Source organism: Kitasatospora sp. NPDC101108 (assembly GCF_055584725.1).
On the sequence record NZ_JBVJLM010000003.1, the window covers coordinates 500,304 to 518,135 of the forward strand.

Below are 17,832 nucleotides of genomic sequence, written 5' to 3' on the forward strand. Positions count from 1 at the left end.
GCTCAGCCCTTCCCGACGGTCTGGGTCAGCCAGGTGAACACCGACGGGACGAGCGGCTCCCAGGTGGACGTCAGGTGCGGGCCGTTGACCTCCACCGGGGTGACGGCCGTCGGCGCCTTGGCGTTCTTCTGGAGCGCCAGGGCGTCCTCGTAGCCGTCCCCCCTCTTGCCCGTCACGTACAGGGCGACGTCGGGCGGCGTCTGGGCGTGCTGCAGCAGGTAGACCGGGTTGGAGACCTCGCGCAGGTGCGGGTCCTTGGCGGTGAGCGAGTCCGACTCGCCCGCCGGGTCGTTGTACCCGGACAGGCTCACCCCGGCGTGGTACCGGTTCGGGTGCCCCAGCGCGAGCCGGGCGGCGCAGTGCCCGCCCGCCGAGTAGCCGGCCACGGCCCAGTGCTCGGGGCCCGGCTCGGCGCGGAAGTTGTCCAGCACCATCTGCGGCACGTCCCGCGCCAGCCAGGTCTCGGCGTTGACCCGGCCCGGCACGTCCGCGCAGCCCGTGTCGACGTGCCCTTCGAGCAGCACGACCCGCGGCGAGACCAGGATGAACGGCGCGACCTGCCCGGACTTCATCAGCGGCGCCAGCTGCCGGGACACGTTCATGCTGCCGAACCAGGCGCTGGACGAGCCGGGGAAACCCACGAGCAGTTCGACCACCGGGAACTTCTTGTCCTTGTAGGCCGGGTCGTCGTACTGCGGCGGCGTCCAGACCAGCACCTCGCCGTCCACCCCGGATACCCGGCCCTTCAGCTCGGTCGTCCTGACGTCCTTCGGCACGGCCTTGTCGTCCACCGAGGTGAACTGCTGGGCCACCTTGGGCCGGTCGGGCGCGTTCGCGGCCGCCGTCGCGTCCGCCGGCGGCGGGACGGGCACGGCGCGGACGTGGCTCCCGGTACCGAGCAGGTCGTCCCAACTCCCGTACAGCTGGTTGTCGTCGTTGACCACCACGAACACCAGCGTGACGGCCGTGAGCTGCGCGAAGGCCACCATCAGCAGGCGACCGCCGAAGCGCACCGGCCGGGGGCCGCGCACCCGGTTCCACAGGTACATCAGGAGGCCCACGGAGAGTGGGACGAGGACGACGGAGAGGACGAGGAACGCAGTGCCGGTCAGCTTCACATCAGCTCATACGGATGGCAGCTGCTGTTCGGTTGCATCCCGGCCCGGCGTACGTCGCAGGAAGCCGGACAAGGCCGACTTCCCGCTCCGCAGGCCCGTCAACACCGGCGGGACGCGCCCTCGGCCGGGTGAAGCTCGGCGGTGTACGCACGGACGGCCGGTATCTGTTGGCGCATGATCACCGCACGTGGGTGGCTCCGCGCAGCCACCGCCCTCCTGAGCGCCGCCGCCGTCATCATCCCCGCCGCCGCTCCGGCCTCCGGCGCCGGAGGCCGGCTCGCACCGGACGACTACGGCAACTGCGGCATCGAGAACGGCTACGTCTATGCCGACCACACCCCCGTCAACGGGCTGCTGGCCGAGGGCAGCTGCCTCGCGCCCGGAGGCCGGGTCCTCAACGAGGACGGCTGGACCGCGAACCTGGTCTACCAGTCGGACGGCAACCTCGTGCTGTACCGGTACGACGGGCAGCCCCTCTGGGCCAGCAACACCGCCGGCCAACCCGCCTTCCGCGCGAGCATGCAGGACGACGGCAACTTCGTGCTCTACCACCCCGACGGCTCGCCGTACTGGGCCACCGGGACGAACCGCTGCCGGGCGTCCTACGAGATCAACCAGCTGCACGTCCAGAGCGACTGGAACGTGGTGATCTACCGCTACGAGCGCGGCACGGACAACCACCAGGCCATCTGGGACATCCGGGGAATCGCGCACTGCTGACGAGGAGCATCAGTCGTAGAAGAACTGGCGGAGGTCCTCGACGGAACCCGGCCCGAAGAGGAAGGCCTCCGCCTCGACGACCTCGGCGACCGGCGGCGGGCCGTCCGCCGGGAGGCTGCGCAGCCAGATCTCGCCCTGCTCTCCGACCGCGTACACGGCGGAGAGCAGGGCCGCCATGCCCGCGGGCCGGGGCGGGGCCGCGCCGGTGACGGGCGCCAGCTCCCAGCCGCCGGCCTGCGCGGCGAGCCGCAGCACGGCGGCCCAGCGGACGATGCGGGCCAGGCGGGCGCGCCAGGGGAGTTCACCGGGCGCGGGCGGACAGCCGACGGTCGCGGCGGCGATGTCGTCGATGATCCGGCGCTCGCCCTCGGTGCGGATCCACCGGCCCTCCTGGGAGTCCTCGACGGCGGCGCCCCACCACTCCCAGGCACTGTCCATGCGCTGCTCGAACCCGTCCACGAGGCGAGGGTGTCACACCGGCGAGCGGGGGCCGGGACCGTGCCGGACTCGCCACGCATCCGCTCCGCACCCGCGACCCGCGGCCGGGGCCTCGCCCGCTCCTGCGTCACCGCCCCGTGCCGCCACCTCGCCCCGACCTCCGACCCCCTGGGCCTCAACGTCCGTACGGACAACGCCCCGGCCGTCGGCCTCTACCGGGAACTCGGCTTCACCGATGTCACGACCTCCACCGAACTGGCGCTGCGGGCAGCCCAGTTCGCGGATCGGACGAGGTGGCGGACGGTTCGGGCACGGGTGATCACGACTCGGCATCCCTTGTCACGGACCCGCGAGGGACTCGTCACGACCTCGTCAGGACGGCACCGAAACCGTGGCGCCCGCGTTGAGCACTGCGCTATGAACGTCCCTCAGGAGGACCGCCGCCACGGCGGTCCGCATTGACGGGGGACGTCACGTGAAGACCATCCGCACCAGCCGCACCATGGCCCTGGCCGGCCTGGCCGTCGTGGGCGCGCTCACCATGACCGCCTGCAACGACGACGCGGCGTCGTCCGACAGCGCCGGAAGTCCGCCGGCCACCCAGGCACCGGCCGCGCCGCCCGGCGCGCCCACCACCCCGGCGGCCTCCGGCTCGGCGGCCGCGCCGGGCGGCGGCGCCACCGGCACGGCCCCGGGCGGTTCCACCGCGGGCTCCACCGGCGGGGCCCCGGTCCAGGCCGGTGCGACCGCGGCGCCCGGGACCACGCTGAAGATCGGCGACACCGCCACCGTCCCGTTCTCCTCGGGCAGCACCAAGGGCACCGTCTCGCTCGCGGTGACCTCGATCGACAAGGGCGACCCGGCCGACCTCGCCCCGCTCAAGCTGGGCGACAAGGCGGCCGGCATGGTGCCGTACTACGTCCGGTTCAAGGTCACCAACACCGGCAGCACCGACCTGTCCTTCGCCAGCCTGACCCAGGTGAAGGGCACGCTGCCGGACGGCTCGGAGGCCTCCGAGGTGATGCTGATCGGCACCTTCGACAAGTGCCCGCACCCGTCCTTCCCGAAGGGCTTCACCAACGGCCAGTCCATCACCTCCTGTGTGCTGGCGCTGGCGCCGACGGCGACCAAGGTGGCCGGCGCGGAGTACTGGGGCGAGCCGTACACCCTGGGCAAGGGCGTCAACTGGAAGTGATGCGGGACGGCCGGTGGGCGGGGCGGCCGCCCCGCCCACCGGCCTGCCGGTCACCCGGCCGCCGGCCCGCCGTGGATCCGCAGGAAGGCGTCCACGCCCGCCGCGGCGATCCGCTCGACCTCGTCCGCGGCCACCGGGAGGGCGCCCCAGAAGGAGCGCTCGGCCACGCCGTGGAAGGTCAGCAGGGTGAACTGCTCGGCGGCCAGCTCCCCGTCCTCGACGGCCAGCAGCCCGCGGTCGGTGAGCGCCGCGAAGTGCCGGGCGAGGTCCCGCTGGGAGGCCACCGGACCGGCCTCCAGCCAGGCCTCCAGCACGTCCGCCGGGATGTTGGCCACCTCCGCGCGGATGGCCCGGCCGAGCGCCCCGTGCTCGCCCGCGGACAGGACGGCGTTCGCCCGCTCGACCGCGAAGTCGACCAGGTCGCGGCGCAGGTCCACCACCCGGTCGAGGTACTTCGCCATCAACTCCCGGATCTGCTCGGTCAGTTCGGCCGAGTTCTGGAGCGCCACCGACAGGAAGAGGGTCTCCTTGTCGGCGAAGTGGTTGTAGACCGTGCGCTTGGACACCCCGGCCTCGGCCGCGATCGCGTCCATGCTGGCCCGGACGTAGCCCTCGCGCCCGAAGACCGTCGTCGCGGCCCGGGTGATCGCCTTGCGCTTCTCCGGTCGTCCCGCTCCGCCTGTGGTCGCCACAGCCCTCCTCCTTCTGCGCCGGCGCCCTCGCCGACCGCCGAAAAAACTGCTCGGTGTAGTGTATGCAGACCCGTTCGCGGGCGGACTTGCCACCGAACAGGCGTGCTCTATGCTGCGTACGATCTCTACACCGCTGTAGAGCAAATCCGAAAACGTGCCTGCCCCCGGGCGACGACGGGAAACCGGGAACGGGAACCGGCCGGCCGAACACCAGCGTCCCGTACTGGCAGCGCCGCTACCGCCCTTCCGCGACTCCGGCGCAGCGCCGGGGCGGCGCGCCGAGCACGGGAACACCGGGGGTGAGTGAGTGGCGGGGCAGCGAGGACGGTCGTCCGACCAGGGTTCACGACGGCGGACGGCGAACCGCCCCACCGGCCCCGCGAGGCCCTTCTCCGGCGGGCCGGCCCTGCCCGGGGTCGCGGCGGTGGGGCTGCCGCTGGTGGGCGCGGTGGTCGACGAACTCTCCGGGCCGGGCATGGGCGTCGCCTTCGCGGTGTGCGCGGTGCTCGGCACCGGCCTGGCGGCCGGGCTCAGCACCCGCCGCGGCTGGTGGTGGGTGCTCGCCGCCTCCCCGCTGGTCGTGCTCGGTGTGACGGCCGCGGTCGAGTTCTCCGCGAACTCCGAGAAGTACCAGGGCAACGCCCTGGCCACCGGCTCCGCGAAGTGGGTGGTGCACGGCTTCCCGGTGATGGCGCAGGCCGCGGTCGCGGCCCTGCTGGTGATGGTGGCCCGGATGGTCGTGGACCGGAGGAGGCAGCGTGGCTGACGAGCGCGAGCAGCAGGAGGCCGGCCGGGCCGCCGCCCGCAGGGGCCCGGACGCCCCGGCGGGGCGCCGCGGCTCCCCACTGCTGATCGCCGCCCGGGCGATCGCCTGCACGGCGGGCTTCGCGGTGTTCGCCGCCAGCGGCGTGGTCTGGTACGAGTACACGTCGCTGACCGACGGGATGACCACCTCCAACGCCATCTCGGAGACCAAGAAGGACGCCCCCAAGCACCTGGACAACTCGGTCAACCTGCTGCTGATCGGCCTGGACAGCCGCAAGAACATGGACGGCTCCGACCTGCCCCCGCAGTTCGTCCAGGACGAACTGCACGCCGGACACAGCTCGGACGTCGGCGGCTACAACACCAACTCGCTGATCCTGCTGCACATACCGGCGGGCGGCGGCAAGGTGCAGGCGATCTCCATCCCGCGCGACGACTACGTCATGACCTACAACGGGGACGGCACCCAGCAGGGCATGCACAAGATCAAGGAGGCCTACGGGATTGCCAAGGAGAAGGTGAACCCCGGCCTGCAGGCCAAGGGCCTCAAGGGCGCCGACCTGGAGAAGGCCGGCCGCGACGCCGGCCGCGCGGCCACCATCCGCACCGTGCAGAAGTTCCTCGACCAGCCGGTGGACCACATCGCCGAGGTCAACCTGATGGGCTTCTACGACATCGCCAAGGCCGTCGAGCCGATCCAGGTCTGCCTCACCCACGACACCAAGGACCCGGCCATGGAGGGCCAGGGCTCCGGCGCCGACTTCAAGAAGGGCATCAACACCCTCAACGCCTCCCAGGCGCTCGCCTTCGTCCGCCAGCGCCACAACCTGGACGACGGCAAGGGCAACACCGGCGACTTCGCCCGCACCCACCGCCAGCAGGCCTTCATCTCCTCCGTCGTCCACAAGCTCAAGCAGGACGGCATCATCAGCGACATCGGCAAGCTCAAGGACCTGTTCGGCGTCGTCCAGAAGGACCTGGTGATCGACAACGAGTGGAACGTCCTGGACTTCGCCCAGCAGGCCCCGGCACTGACCGGCGGCAACGTCGAGTTCAACACCCTGACCTTCGACGGCTTCGGCACCCGCAACGGTCAGGACGTCAACCTGGTCACCCCGGCGAAGATCCAGAAGGTGGTCAAGCAGCTGTTCGGCTACGCCGACGCGGCCGCGCCCGCCGCCCCGGCCGACGGCGCCACCGACGCCCCGACCACCGAGGCCCCCACCTCCTCGCCGACCCCGACCACTCCGGCCAAGGCGGCCTCCCCGGTCACCGTCGACGTGTTCAACGGCTCCTCGGCCGCCGGGGTCTCCTCCGCCGCCGAGTCCAAGGCGCTGGTCGCGATGGGGTTCAAGGAGGGCAAGGCCGGTCCGGCCGCCGGCAAGCCGAAGACCACCACGGTCAGCTACGGCAAGGGCGCCAAGGACGCCGCCGAGCAGATCGCCGCCCGCTACGGCGTCACCGCCACCGAGTCCGCCACCGTCCCCGCCGACCACGTCGCGGTGACCCTCGGCAGCGGCTTCACCGGCGTCGCCTCCGACAAGCCCAGCACTCCCACCGGCCCCGCCCCCAGCGGCGATCCGGCCGCCAACCTGCCCATGCAGGGCCCCGGCGTGGACGCCGAGTCCGACGGCGGCATCCCCTGCGTCTTCTGACGCGACTGACGCGACCCGCACCGCACCGCACCGAGGGAGGCCCCCGCCCGGGGGCCTCCCTCGCGCCTTTCCCGCTACGCCCCGCGACGCCCCCGGGCCGACCCCTGGCGCAATTCTCCGTACTGTGTATAGTGTACTGCGTACGGGATAACCGTGCGCCATGACGAGAGGGCTCCGCCATGCAGATCACCGACACCGCCGTCTCCCTGACCGTCGAGGACACCGACACCTCCGCCGCCTTCCTCCGGCGGCACTTCGGCTACACCGAGCAGATGTCCGCCGACGGCTTCGTCTCGCTCGCCCACCCGGGCGGCGGGGTCAACGTCGTCTACCTGCGGCGCGGCCTGGAGGTGCTGCCCGAGGAGCAGCGGCACCGGACCGCGGACGGGGTCGTCCTGGCCTTCGTGGTCGAGGACATCGCCGCCGAGGAGCGGCGGCTGCGCGAGGAGGGGGTCGCGATCACCCTGCCGCTGCGCGAGGAGCCGTGGGGCGAGAAGCTGTTCCAGGTCACCGACCCGAACGGGGTCGTGGTCGAGCTGGTCGAGTGGGTGAAGCAGTAGCCGTCCCCCGGAACGCGGGGCGCCCCCGCCCCGGGGGACCGGGACGGGGGCGCCGAACTCGCCGCGGCGAACCCGCCGCGCCGGGCGGTCAGTCCACCGTCCAGGTGTCGGCGCCCGCCAGCAGCGTCGCCAGGTCGCCGGGGCCGGCCCGGTCGACGGCGGTGGCCAGCTGGTCCGCCATCAGCTCGTCGTAGACCGGCCGCCGGACGTCCCGCAGCACGCCGATCGGCGTGTGGTGCAGGGTGTCCGCGTCGGCGATCCGGGAGAGCGCGAAGGCGGTGGCGGGGCCGGCCGCGTGGGCGTCGTGCACCACGACGTCCGCCTCGTTGTCGGCCGTGACCGGCGCCACGAACAGCTCGCCGTCCGGGCCCCGGAAGACGCCGTTGCCGCCGTCCGCGCCGAAGCGGATCGGCCGTCCGTGCTCCAGCCGGATCAGCGCCTCGTCCCGGGTGCCGGCCTCCTTCAGCACCTCGAAGGCGCCGTCGTTGAAGATGTTGCAGTTCTGGTAGATCTCCACCAGCGCCGTGCCCTCGTGCTCGGCCGCAGCCCGCAGCACCGACTGGAGGTGCTGGCGGTCGGAGTCGATGGTCCGGGCGACGAAGGAGGCCTCGGCGCCGATCGCCAGTGACAGCGGGTTGAACGGCGCGTCCAGCGAGCCCATCGGGGTGGACTTGGTGATCTTGCCGAGCTCACTGGTCGGTGAGTACTGGCCCTTGGTGAGGCCGTAGATCCGGTTGTTGAACAGCAGGATCTTCAGATTGACGTTCCGCCGCAGGGCGTGGATCAGGTGGTTCCCGCCGATCGACAGCGCGTCGCCGTCCCCGGTCACCACCCACACGCTCAGGTCCCGCCGGGAGGAGGCCAGCCCGGTCGCGATCGCCGGCGCCCGGCCGTGGATCGAGTGCACCCCGTAGGTGTTCATGTAGTACGGGAAGCGCGAGGAGCAGCCGATCCCGGAGACGAACACGGTGTTCTCGCGCTTGACGCCGAGTTCCGGCATGAAGCCCTGCACCGCCGCCAGGATCGCGTAGTCCCCGCAGCCGGGGCACCAGCGCACCTCCTGGTCGGTCTTGAAGTCCCGGGCGCTCTGCGGCCCTTCGGCCCTGGGCACCAGCTTCAGGGACGGGAAGTCACGCTTCCCGGAGCCGACGTCGCTCATGCGCCCGCCTCGCTTCGCTCCGCGGGGGCATGCGCCCGCACGCGCCTCTCGATGGTTCGCCCGCTCCGCCCGCTCATCGGTGGTCCTCCTCGTCCAGGCTGCCGATCGCCGCCCGCAGCACGTCCGCCAACTGCGCCGCCTTGAACGGCAGCCCGCGCACCTGGTTGTAGGACTCCGCGTCCACCAGGTACTTCGCCCGCAGCAGCAGCGCGAGCTGCCCGAGGTTCATCTCGGGCACGATGACCTTCTCGTAACTGCGCAGCACCGCACCCAGGTTGGCCGGGAACGGGTTGAGGTTGCGCAGGTGCGCCTGGGCGACCTCGCCGCCGTCCGCGCGCACCCGGCGCACCGCCGCGGTGATCGGGCCGTAGGTCGAGCCCCAGCCGAGCACCAGCACCCGGGCGTCGCCGGTCGGGTCGTCGACCTCCACCGGCCTGACCGTGATCCCGTCGACCTTGGCCTGCCGGGTGCGGACCATGAAGTCGTGGTTGGCCGGGTCGTAGGAGATGCTCCCGGTGCCGTCCTGCTTCTCGATGCCGCCGATCCGGTGCTCCAGGCCGGCCGTGCCGGGCACCGCCCAGGGCCGGGCCAGGGTGTGCGGGTCCCGCAGGTACGGCCAGAAGGCGCCGTCCTCGCGGTTCGGCTCCGTCGCGAACTTCGGGTCGATCTCCGGCAGTTCACCGACCTCCGGGATCCGCCACGGCTCCGAGCCGTTCGCCAGGTAGCCGTCCGAGAGCAGGAACACCGGGGTGCGGTAGGTCACCGCGATCCGGGCCGCCTCCAGCGCCGCGTCGAAGCACTCGGCGGGCGTGGCCGGGGCCACGATCGGCACCGGCGCCTCGCCGTTGCGCCCGAACATCGCCTGCAGCAGGTCCGCCTGCTCGGTCTTGGTCGGCAGACCGGTGGACGGGCCGCCGCGCTGGATGTCCACCACCAGCAGCGGCAGCTCCAGCGACACCGCCAGGCCGATCGTCTCGGACTTCAGCGCCACCCCCGGGCCCGAGGTCGTGGTCACCCCGAGCGCCCCGCCGAAGGCCGCGCCGAGCGCCGCGCCGATGCCGGCGATCTCGTCCTCGGCCTGGAAGGTGCGCACCCCGAAGTTCTTGTGCTTGGACAGCTCGTGCAGGATGTCCGAGGCCGGGGTGATCGGGTACGAGCCCAGGTAGAGCGGCAGGCCGGAACGCTCGGCGGCGGCGATCAGCCCGTAGGACAGCGCCAGGTTGCCGGAGATGTTGCGGTAGCGCCCGGCGGGCAGCTTGGCCGGCGGCACCTCGTAGGAGACCGCGAAGGACTCGGTGGTCTCGCCGAAGTTCCAGCCCGCCCGGAAGGCGCTGATGTTCGCCTCGGCGATCTGCGGCTTCTTGGCGAACTTGCCGCGCAGGAAGGCCTCGGTGCCGTGGGTGGGCCGGTGGTACATCCAGGACAGCAGCCCCAGGGCGAACATGTTCTTCGCCCGCTCGGCGTCCTTGCGGGCCAGCCCGCTGTCCTTGAGCGCCTCCAGGGTCAGCGTGGTCAGCGGCACCTTGTGCAGGTGGAAGCCGTCCAGCGAGCCGTCGCCCAGCGGGTCCGCCGGGTAACCGACCTTCGCCAGCGCCCGCTTGGTGAACTCGTCGGTGTTGACGATGATCTCCGCGCCGCGCGGCAGGTCCGGCAGGTTCGCCTTCAGCGCCGCCGGGTTCATCGCCACCAGCACGTTCGGGGCGTCGCCCGGGGTGAGGATGTCGTGGTCGGCGAAGTGCAGCTGGAAGGACGAGACACCCGGCAGCGTGCCGGCGGGCGCCCGGATCTCGGCCGGGAAGTTCGGCAGCGTGGAGAGGTCGTTGCCGAACGCGGCCGTCTCCGAGGTGAACCGGTCACCGGTGAGCTGCATGCCGTCACCGGAGTCACCGGCGAACCTGATGATCACCCGGTCGAGTCTGCGAACGGGCTTGGCGCGCGCGGGCGGCGGGCTGCCCGGGGCGTGCGGACCGGCGGGCCCGGCCGCTCCGGGGCGCTGCGCACCGCTGCCGGTACGGGCCCCGTCGCCGTCCGATCCGTCCACTGCCTCTGACTGATCGACCTGACTGGTCACTGCCGCGGACCTCCTCGTGGGCACACCACCGCGGGCGCGGCCCCGTGCCCCGTCCGCCTGGTGCACCGCTCGCATCCTATGCGCGCGCACACGAGCCCGGCCGGAACTCCGGCAGGAATTTCCACCCGCCCGCGGCTCACCCCGCACCTGTCGACAACGCTCGGCCGCCGGAGATCATTCCGCGTACGGAGCAGTGCGCCGCCACGGGGCCGGAAGGGCTCCCCGGGCCGCGGGCGGGAGCGCCCGGCGAACCGTCGCGGTCAGGAGTTGAGGTAGGTGAGCACCGCCAGCACCCGGCGGTGGTCCTCCGGGCTCTGCGCCAGGCCGAGCTTGAGGAAGATGTTGCTGACGTGCTTCTCCACCGCGCCGTCGGAGACCACCAGCTGCTTGGCCACCGCCGCGTTGGTGCGCCCCTCCGCCATCAGCCCGAGCACCTCGCGCTCGCGCGGGGTGAGACCGGCCAGGACGTCGCCCTTGCGGCTGCGGCTGAGCAACTGCTGCACCACCTCCGGGTCCAGCGCGGTACCGCCCTCGGCGACCCGCACCACCGCGTCGGCGAACTCGCGCACCTCGGCGACCCGGTCCTTCAGCAGGTAGCCGACGCCCCGGGTGGAGCCGGCCAGCAGCTCGGAGGCGTACCGCTCCTCCACGAACTGCGACAGCACCAGCACGCCCAGCTGCGGGTAGCGCCCGCGCAGTTCCACGCACGCGCGCAGGCCCTCGTCGGTGTGGGTCGGCGGCATCCGCACGTCCGAGACCACCACGTCCGGCAGGGTGTCGGAGGCCGCCAGGTCGTGGACGGTCTTCACCAGGGCAGCGCCGTCCCCGACCCCCGCCACGACGTCCAGGCCGCGGTCGGTGAGCAGCCGGGTCAGACCTTCCCGCAGCAGTACGGAGTCCTCGGCGATGACGACGCGACGCATGGCGACCTTCCGGGCAGGCGTGAGCTGACGGGAGCCAGTCTCCCCCATCCCGGCGGCGCCGTGGGCCGGGATCACATCGTGCGGATGGCCACCGCGTCGCACAGGCCGTCCAGGGCCGCCTTCGCCGCGCAGTCCGGCAGCGGGGCCAGCAGCGCCCGGGCCTCCTCGGCGTGCCGCAGGGTCTCCCGGCGGGCGCGCTCCAGCGCGGGGTGGGCGCGCAGCAGGCGCAGCGCCTCGGCGTGCAGGGCGTCGTCGGAGAGGTCCTGGGTGAGCAGTTCGCGCAGCCGGGTGTCGTCCGGGTCGGCCGGGTCGGCCGGCATCTGCTGGAGCAGCAGGGTCGGCAGGGTGGCGACGCCCTCGCGCAGGTCGGTGCCGGGGGTCTTGCCGGACTCGTCGCCGTCGCTGGCGATGTCCAGCACGTCGTCGGCCAGCTGGAAGGCGATGCCGATCCGCTCGCCGAACTCGCCGAGGGTGTCCACCAGCCACGGCTCGGCGCCGGCCACCAGCGCTCCTATCCGGCAGGAGACGGCGATCAGCGATCCGGTCTTGCCCTCCAGCACGTCCAGGTAGTGCAGCAGCGGGTCCCCGTCCGGGCCGGGGCCGCGGGTCTCCAGGATCTGACCGGTGACCAGCCGCTCGAAGGCCTCGGCCTGCATCCGCACCGCCTCCGGGCCGAGGTCGGCCAGCACCTGGGAGGCGCGGGAGAACAGGAAGTCGCCGGTGAGGATGGCCACCGAGTTGTCCCAGCGGGAGTTGGCGCTCTCCGTCCCGCGGCGCACCGGGGCCTCGTCCATCACGTCGTCGTGGTACAGCGTGGCCAGGTGGGTCAGCTCGACCACCACCGCGGCCGGCACCACGCCGGGCGCCCCCGGGTCGCCGAACTGGGCGGCGAGCAGCAGGAGCAGCGGGCGGAAGCGCTTGCCGCCGGCCTCGATCAGGTGGCTGGCGGTGACGGTGATGAAGGGGACGTCGCTCTTGACGGCCTCGGAGAGCGCCGCCTCCACCGCCTCCAGTCCGATCTGGACGTCACGGGTCAGGTCGCGGTCCTGCACGCTGAGCCCGAAGGGTCCCACGACGGTCACGAAGACCACTCCTCTGTCCCTGGTCGATCTAGCGGCCTGGTCCCTGAGTGCCGCCGCTGGCCATACAGGCAGGGTATCCGGTCGCGAGTGGATCACTGCACGGGCGTGCGGATCCTGTCATGCCCGAGCCGGAAGGCCTGGTCAGGACCGCTTCGGGGGCGGAGCGGCGGTGGGGGCGAATTCGTCCGGGAATAAAGGCCGGAGATCGGCCCGGAACCCGGACCGATCTCCAGCGAACCGCCCGGTGACGGTCAGTACGCGAACAGCGAAGCCTTGGAGGCGAGGTCCAGGAAGTACTGCGGCAGCAGGCCCAGGCCCAGCGTGACCAGCACCCCCACTCCGATCGCCGTCGCCGTGAAGGCGCTCGGGATCGCCACCGTCGGACCGCCCGGCTGCGGGTCGGAGAAGAACATCAGCACGATCACCCGGATGTAGAAGAACGCGGCCACCGCCGAGCTCAGCACACCGACGATCACCAGCGGCGTCGCGCCGCCGGCCGCCGCCGCCTGGAACACCGCGAACTTCCCGGTGAACCCGGAGGTCAGCGGGATCCCGGCGAAGGCCAGCAGGAACAGCGCGAACACCGCCGCCACCAGCGGTGAACGCCGCCCCAGCCCCGCCCAGCTGGACAGGTGGGTCGCCTCGCCCTTGGAGTCCCGCACCAGGGTGACCACGGCGAAGGCGCCGAGCGTCACGAAGGAGTACGCCGCCAGGTAGAACAGCACCGAGGACAGGCCCTGCTTGTTGACGGCGATCACCCCGGTCAGGATGAACCCGGCGTGCGCGATCGAGGAGTACGCCAACAGCCGCTTGACGTCCTGCTGGGTCACCGCCAGCACCGCGCCGACCACCATGGTCAGGATCGCCACGCCCCACAGCACCGGCCGCCAGTCCAGCCGCAGCCCCGGGAAGGCCACGTAGAACAGCCGCAGGAACGCCCCGAAGGCCGCGACCTTGGTCGCCGAGGCCATGAACCCGGTCACCGGGGTCGGCGCGCCCTGGTAGACGTCCGGCGTCCAGGAGTGGAACGGCACCGCGCCGACCTTGAACAGCAGTCCCACCGCCAGCATCGCCAGGCCCGTCAACAGCAGCACGTCGCTCTGGGTGCTGCTCAGCTGCGCCGGGGTGGTCATCGCCTTCCCGGAGATGACGTCCGCGATGTCGCCGAGCTTCACGCTGCCGGCGTAGCCGTACAGCAGCGCCGTGCCGAACAGGAAGAACGCCGAGGCGAAGGCGCCGAGCAGGAAGTACTTGACCGCCGCCTCCTGGGACAGCAGCCGGCGGCGCCGGGCCAGCGCGCAGAGCAGGTACAGCGGGAGGGAGAAGACCTCCAGCGCCACGAACATGGTCAGCAGGTCGTTGGCGGCCGGGAAGAGGAGCATGCCGCCGACCGCGAACATGGTCAGCGGGAACACCTCGGTGGTGGTGAAGCCGGCCCGGATCGCGGCCCGCTCCTGCTCCCCGCCCGGGGTGGCGGCCGCCTGGGCGGCGAAGGCGTCGGCGGGCTCGCCGCCGGCCTTCGGCTCCAGCTTCCGCTCGGCGTAGGTGAGCACCGTGACGACCGCGACCAGCAGGATCACGCCCTGGAGGAACAGCGCCGGGCCGTCCAGCGCGACCGACTCCATGGCCAGCAGGTCGATCCGGGGCGCGCCGTGGCCCTGCGCGGCCAGCACCACCACGGCGGCGAAGGCGCCGACCAGCGCGACCAGGGCCAGCGAGACCTGGGTCCAGTGCCGCAGCCGCCGGGGGACGAACGCCTCCACCAGGACGCCGGCCATGGCGGCGCCGAACACCACCAGCATCGGGGAGAGTTGGCCGTACTCGATGTGCGGTGCGGGAATGCTCGGGGTGTTGCCGCCGGCGGCGGCGAGCACTGCGCTGGCACTCACTTCTGCTCACCTCCTGAGGTGGCGGCGACCGGGTGGGCCGGCGCCGGGTCGGTCCGGTGGACCTGCGAGAGCGTCGCGTCCACCGAGGGGTTCACCAGGTCGGTGAGCGGCTTCGGGTAGACGCCGAGCAGGATCGTCAGCGCCACCAGCGGTGCCGCCACGGCCAGTTCGCGGACCTTGAGGTCGGGCATCGAGCGCACGCCCTCCTTCACCGGGCCGGTCATGGTGCGCTGGTACAGCAGCAGCGCGTACAGCGCGGCCAGCACGATGCCCACGGTGGCGATCACGCCGATCGCCGGGTAGCGGGTGAAGGTGCCCACCAGCACCAGGAACTCGCTGACGAACGGAGCCAGGCCCGGCAGCGACAGGGTCGCCAGACTGCCGATCAGGAACGTCCCGGCGAGCACCGGGGCGACCTTCTGCACCCCGCCGTAGTCGGCGATCAGCCGCGAGCCGCGGCGGGAGATCAGGAAGCCGGCCACCAGCATCCACGCGGCCGTGGAGAGGCCGTGGTTGACCATGTAGAGGGTCGCGCCGCTCTGGCCCTGGCTGGTCAGGGCGAAGATGCCCATGATGATGAAGCCGAAGTGCGAGATCGAGGCGTAGGCGACCAGCCGCTTGATGTCCTTCTGGCCGATCGCCAGCAGCGCGCCGTAGACGATCCCGATCAGCGACAGCACCAGGATCGCCGGGGCGAAGGTCTTCGAGGCGTCCGGGAACAGCCCCAGGCAGAAGCGCAGCATCGCGAAGGTGCCGACCTTGTCCACCACGGCGGTGATCAGCACGGCGGTGCCGGCCGTGGCCTCGCCCATCGCGTTCGGCAGCCAGGTGTGCAGCGGCCACAGCGGGGCCTTCACCGCGAAGGCGAAGAAGAAGCCCAGGAACAGCGCGTCCTGCGCGGTGCCGGACAGCTTCAGGCTGCCGTCGGCGACCGCGCCGGTCAGGGTCGGCAGGTCGAAGGTGCCGAAGCCCTGGTCCTGGGCGGCCACGTACAGGCCGATCACCGCGGCCAGCATCACCAGACCGCCGAGCAGGTTGTACAGCAGGAACTTGACGGCCGCATAGGAGCGCTGGCGCGCCGACTCGGGTCCGCCCGCCCGGTCGCCGAAGCCGCCGATCAGGAAGTACATCGGGATCAGCATGGCTTCGAAGAACACGTAGAACAGGAAGACGTCGGTGGCGTAGAAGGAGACGATCACCATCGCCTCCACCGCCAGGATCAGGGCGAAGAAGCCCTGGGTCCGCCGGCGCCGCTCGAAGGTGTCGGGGTCGGGGGTCCCGTCCGGCGCGGCCGGGCCCGGATCGGCGTCGTGCCAGGAGGCCAGCATCACCATCGGCACCAGGACCGCCGTGAGCAGGGCGAGCACCGCGCCGATGCCGTCCACGCCGAGCGAGAAGGTGATGCCGAAGGAGCGGATCCAGCTGTACGACTCGGTCAGCTGGTAGCGGGCGCCGTGCGGGTCGAAGCGCAGCGCCACCGCGGCGGCCAGCGCCAGGGTGACGGCCGAGACGGCCAGCGCGACGGTCTTGGTGGTGCGGCGCCGGGCCTCGGTCGCCCCGGCGGGCAGGGCGGCGGTCAGCACCGCGCCGGCCGCCGGGACGGCGCAGGTGGCGGTCAGCAGGGCGCTCACGGCCGCACCCCCCGGGTGGAATGTTGGCGATGCATCAGACGGACCTCATCAGGAGAGTCGAGGCGACCAGCACCAGCGTGCCGCCGAACATGGAGAGCGCGTACGAGCGGACGAAGCCGTTCTGGACCCGCCGCAGCCGGCCGGACAGACCCCCGATGACGGCGGCCAGGCCGTTGACGAAGCCGTCCAGGCCGCGGCTGTCGAAGAACACCAGGGTCGCGGTGAGCGCCGAGCCCGGCCGCACCAGCACGGCGTGGTTGAAGTCGTCCTGCAGCAGGTCGCGGCGGGCGGCCCGGGTGAGCGGGGAACCCACCGGCGGCACCACCGGGACGGGCGAGCGCCCGTACATCACGTACGCCAGGCCCAGGCCGGCCAGCATGCAGACCGTGGTCAGCCCGGTGACGGTCCAGGAGCCGAGCGGCGAGTTGCCCTCGCTGTGCCCGGTGACCGGCTCCAGCCACTTCACGAAGGAGTCGTTGATGTCGAACAGCGCGCCCGCGAACACCGAGCCGAAGGCCAGCAGCACCATCGGGATCACCATGGTCCTCGGCGCCTCGTGCGGGTGCGGGAGGTTGCCCTCCGCGTCGGGCTGCCAGCGCTCCTCGCCGAAGAAGGTCAGCAGCATCACCCGGGTCATGTAGAACGCGGTGACCGCCGCGCCGACCAGCGCGCACAGGCCGAGGATCCAGCCCTCGGTGCCGCCCTCGGCGAAGGCCGCCTCGATGATCCGGTCCTTGGAGAAGAAGCCGGACAGGCCGGGGAAGCCGATGATGGCGAGGTAGCCGAGGCCGAAGGTGGCGAAGGTCCAGGGCATGTGCTTGCGCAGGCCGCCGTAGTGACGCATGTTCACCTCGTCGTCCATGCCGTGCATGACCGACCCGGCGCCGAGGAACAGCCCGGCCTTGAAGAAGCCGTGGGTCACCAGGTGCATGATCGCGAAGACGTAGCCGATCGGACCCAGCCCGGCCGCCAGCACCATGTAGCCGATCTGCGACATGGTCGAGCCGGCCAGCGCCTTCTTGATGTCGTCCTTGGCGCAACCGACGATCGCACCGAACAGCAGCGTCACCGCGCCGACCACCACCACGGCGGTCCGGGCGTCCGGCGCCAGGTCGAAGACCGCCGCGGAGCGGGTGATCAGATAGACCCCGGCGGTCACCATGGTGGCCGCGTGGATCAGCGCCGAGACCGGGGTCGGGCCCTCCATCGCGTCCCCGAGCCAGGACTGCAGCGGCACCTGCGCCGACTTGCCGCAGGCCGCCAGCAGCAGCATCAGGCCGATCGCCGTCAGCTTGCCCTCGCTCGCCTCGTGCGCCGCCCCGAAGACCGGGGTGAAGGCGAAGGAGCCGAACTCCGCGAACATCAGCATGATCGCGATCGACAGCCCCATGTCGCCGACCCGGTTGACGATGAAGGCCTTCTTCGCCGCCGTCGCCGCGCTCGGCTTGTGCTGCCAGAAACCGATCAGCAGGTACGAGGCCAGGCCCACGCCCTCCCAACCGAAGTACAGCAGCAGGTAGTTGTCCGCCAGCACCAGCAGCAGCATGGCGGCCAGGAACAGGTTCAGGTACGCGAAGAAGCGGCGCCGGCGCTCGTCGTGCGCCATGTAGCCCACCGAGTACAGGTGGATCAGCGTGCCCACCCCGGTGATCAGCAGCACGAAGGTCATCGACAACTGGTCCAGCCGGAACGAGACGTCCGCCTGGAACGCGTTCACCGGCACCCAGCTGAACAGGTGCTCCGTCACCGCCCGGTGCTCGGCGTCACGGCCGAGCATGTCCGAGAAGAGCACCAGGCCGAAGCCGAACGAGAGCGCGGCGAGCGCGGTGGCCAGCCAGTGGCCGAACCGGTCCAGTGCCCGGCCGCCGAGCAGCAGCAGGGCGGCGCCGGCCAGCGGGGCCGCCACCAGCAGCGGAATGAGAGAGTTCACCGAA

The 17,832-nt window shown here is 71.9% G+C and carries 16 protein-coding genes; 6 read left to right on the forward strand and 10 right to left on the reverse strand.

Features of this window, described 5'->3' with window-relative positions; translation table 11 throughout:
• Positions 1–2 precede the first annotated feature (2 nt).
• Positions 3–1,118, reverse strand: coding sequence for an alpha/beta hydrolase (locus tag ACZ6Z8_RS10535; RefSeq protein WP_465608165.1), 1,116 nt, complete (start codon positions 1,116–1,118; stop codon positions 3–5).
• A 174-nt stretch (positions 1,119–1,292) separates the two neighbouring features.
• Here ACZ6Z8_RS10535 and ACZ6Z8_RS10540 point away from each other — a divergent pair, with 174 nt between their 5' ends.
• Positions 1,293–1,838 (forward strand): hypothetical protein, encoded by a 546-nt coding sequence (locus ACZ6Z8_RS10540; protein ID WP_465608166.1) that lies wholly within the window; start codon positions 1,293–1,295, stop codon positions 1,836–1,838.
• Positions 1,839–1,847: 9 nt separating this feature from the next.
• Here ACZ6Z8_RS10540 and ACZ6Z8_RS10545 read toward each other — a convergent pair whose 3' ends face one another.
• A complete protein-coding gene (locus tag ACZ6Z8_RS10545; protein ID WP_465608168.1) occupies positions 1,848–2,297 on the reverse strand; it encodes a hypothetical protein in 450 nt (149 codons plus the stop codon).
• Between the two features lie 39 nt (positions 2,298–2,336).
• Here ACZ6Z8_RS10545 and ACZ6Z8_RS10550 point away from each other — a divergent pair, with 39 nt between their 5' ends.
• Both ACZ6Z8_RS10550 and ACZ6Z8_RS10555 read left to right on the forward strand, forming a co-directional pair.
• Positions 2,337–2,738 (forward strand): GNAT family N-acetyltransferase, encoded by a 402-nt coding sequence (locus tag ACZ6Z8_RS10550; protein ID WP_465608170.1) that lies wholly within the window; start codon positions 2,337–2,339, stop codon positions 2,736–2,738.
• A 13-nt stretch (positions 2,739–2,751) separates the two neighbouring features.
• Positions 2,752–3,471: a hypothetical protein gene (locus tag ACZ6Z8_RS10555; RefSeq protein ID WP_465608171.1), complete on the forward strand. Its 720-nt coding sequence runs from the start codon at positions 2,752–2,754 to the stop codon at positions 3,469–3,471.
• Between the two features lie 50 nt (positions 3,472–3,521).
• Here ACZ6Z8_RS10555 and ACZ6Z8_RS10560 read toward each other — a convergent pair whose 3' ends face one another.
• On the reverse strand, positions 3,522–4,163 hold the full coding sequence (locus ACZ6Z8_RS10560; RefSeq protein WP_465608173.1) for a TetR/AcrR family transcriptional regulator: 642 nt from the start codon (positions 4,161–4,163) through the stop codon (positions 3,522–3,524).
• A 424-nt stretch (positions 4,164–4,587) separates the two neighbouring features.
• Here ACZ6Z8_RS10560 and ACZ6Z8_RS10565 point away from each other — a divergent pair, with 424 nt between their 5' ends.
• From ACZ6Z8_RS10565 to ACZ6Z8_RS10575, 3 genes are all read left to right on the forward strand, one after another.
• Positions 4,588–4,929, forward strand: a complete 342-nt coding sequence (locus tag ACZ6Z8_RS10565) for a DUF6542 domain-containing protein (RefSeq protein ID WP_465608175.1) — start codon at positions 4,588–4,590, stop codon at positions 4,927–4,929.
• Positions 4,922–6,583, forward strand: coding sequence for an LCP family protein (locus ACZ6Z8_RS10570; RefSeq protein WP_465608176.1), 1,662 nt, complete (start codon positions 4,922–4,924; stop codon positions 6,581–6,583). Before ACZ6Z8_RS10565 ends, ACZ6Z8_RS10570 begins: the two co-directional genes overlap by 8 nt.
• 179 nt (positions 6,584–6,762) lie before the next feature.
• Positions 6,763–7,143: a VOC family protein gene (locus ACZ6Z8_RS10575; protein ID WP_465608178.1), complete on the forward strand. Its 381-nt coding sequence runs from the start codon at positions 6,763–6,765 to the stop codon at positions 7,141–7,143.
• An 88-nt stretch (positions 7,144–7,231) separates the two neighbouring features.
• Here ACZ6Z8_RS10575 and ACZ6Z8_RS10580 read toward each other — a convergent pair whose 3' ends face one another.
• The 7 genes from ACZ6Z8_RS10580 to nuoL form a co-directional block, all read right to left on the reverse strand.
• Entirely contained in the window at positions 7,232–8,302 is a 1,071-nt protein-coding gene (locus ACZ6Z8_RS10580) for a 2-oxoacid:ferredoxin oxidoreductase subunit beta (protein WP_465608180.1), read from the reverse strand.
• A 73-nt stretch (positions 8,303–8,375) separates the two neighbouring features.
• A complete protein-coding gene (locus tag ACZ6Z8_RS10585; RefSeq protein WP_465608182.1) occupies positions 8,376–10,373 on the reverse strand; it encodes a 2-oxoacid:acceptor oxidoreductase subunit alpha in 1,998 nt (665 codons plus the stop codon).
• A 260-nt stretch (positions 10,374–10,633) separates the two neighbouring features.
• Positions 10,634–11,296, reverse strand: a complete 663-nt coding sequence (locus tag ACZ6Z8_RS10590; RefSeq protein WP_465608184.1) for a response regulator — start codon at positions 11,294–11,296, stop codon at positions 10,634–10,636.
• 71 nt (positions 11,297–11,367) lie between these two features.
• A complete protein-coding gene (locus ACZ6Z8_RS10595) occupies positions 11,368–12,378 on the reverse strand; it encodes a polyprenyl synthetase family protein (RefSeq protein WP_465608186.1) in 1,011 nt (336 codons plus the stop codon).
• A 251-nt stretch (positions 12,379–12,629) separates the two neighbouring features.
• Entirely contained in the window at positions 12,630–14,267 is a 1,638-nt protein-coding gene (gene nuoN / locus ACZ6Z8_RS10600; RefSeq protein ID WP_465608188.1) for an NADH-quinone oxidoreductase subunit NuoN, read from the reverse strand.
• Complete coding sequence (locus ACZ6Z8_RS10605) at positions 14,264–15,898, reverse strand: NADH-quinone oxidoreductase subunit M (protein WP_465608189.1); 1,635 nt, start codon at positions 15,896–15,898, stop codon at positions 14,264–14,266. Before ACZ6Z8_RS10605 ends, nuoN begins: the two co-directional genes overlap by 4 nt.
• Before the next feature lie 34 nt (positions 15,899–15,932).
• A complete protein-coding gene (nuoL, locus tag ACZ6Z8_RS10610) occupies positions 15,933–17,828 on the reverse strand; it encodes an NADH-quinone oxidoreductase subunit L (RefSeq protein WP_465608191.1) in 1,896 nt (631 codons plus the stop codon).
• Positions 17,829–17,832: the final 4 nt, after the last annotated feature.

What these genes read in the sequence shown, in the direction of transcription:
- ACZ6Z8_RS10540 (WP_465608166.1), top strand. Translation starts at nt 1,293, where the DNA reads ATGATCACCGCACGTGGGTGGCTCCGCGCAGCCACCGCCCTCCTGAGC.
- ACZ6Z8_RS10575 (WP_465608178.1), top strand. Translation starts at nt 6,763, where the DNA reads ATGCAGATCACCGACACCGCCGTCTCCCTGACCGTCGAGGACACCGAC.
- ACZ6Z8_RS10580 (WP_465608180.1), bottom strand. Translation starts at nt 8,302, where the DNA reads ATGAGCGACGTCGGCTCCGGGAAGCGTGACTTCCCGTCCCTGAAGCTG.
- ACZ6Z8_RS10590 (WP_465608184.1), bottom strand. Translation starts at nt 11,296, where the DNA reads ATGCGTCGCGTCGTCATCGCCGAGGACTCCGTACTGCTGCGGGAAGGT.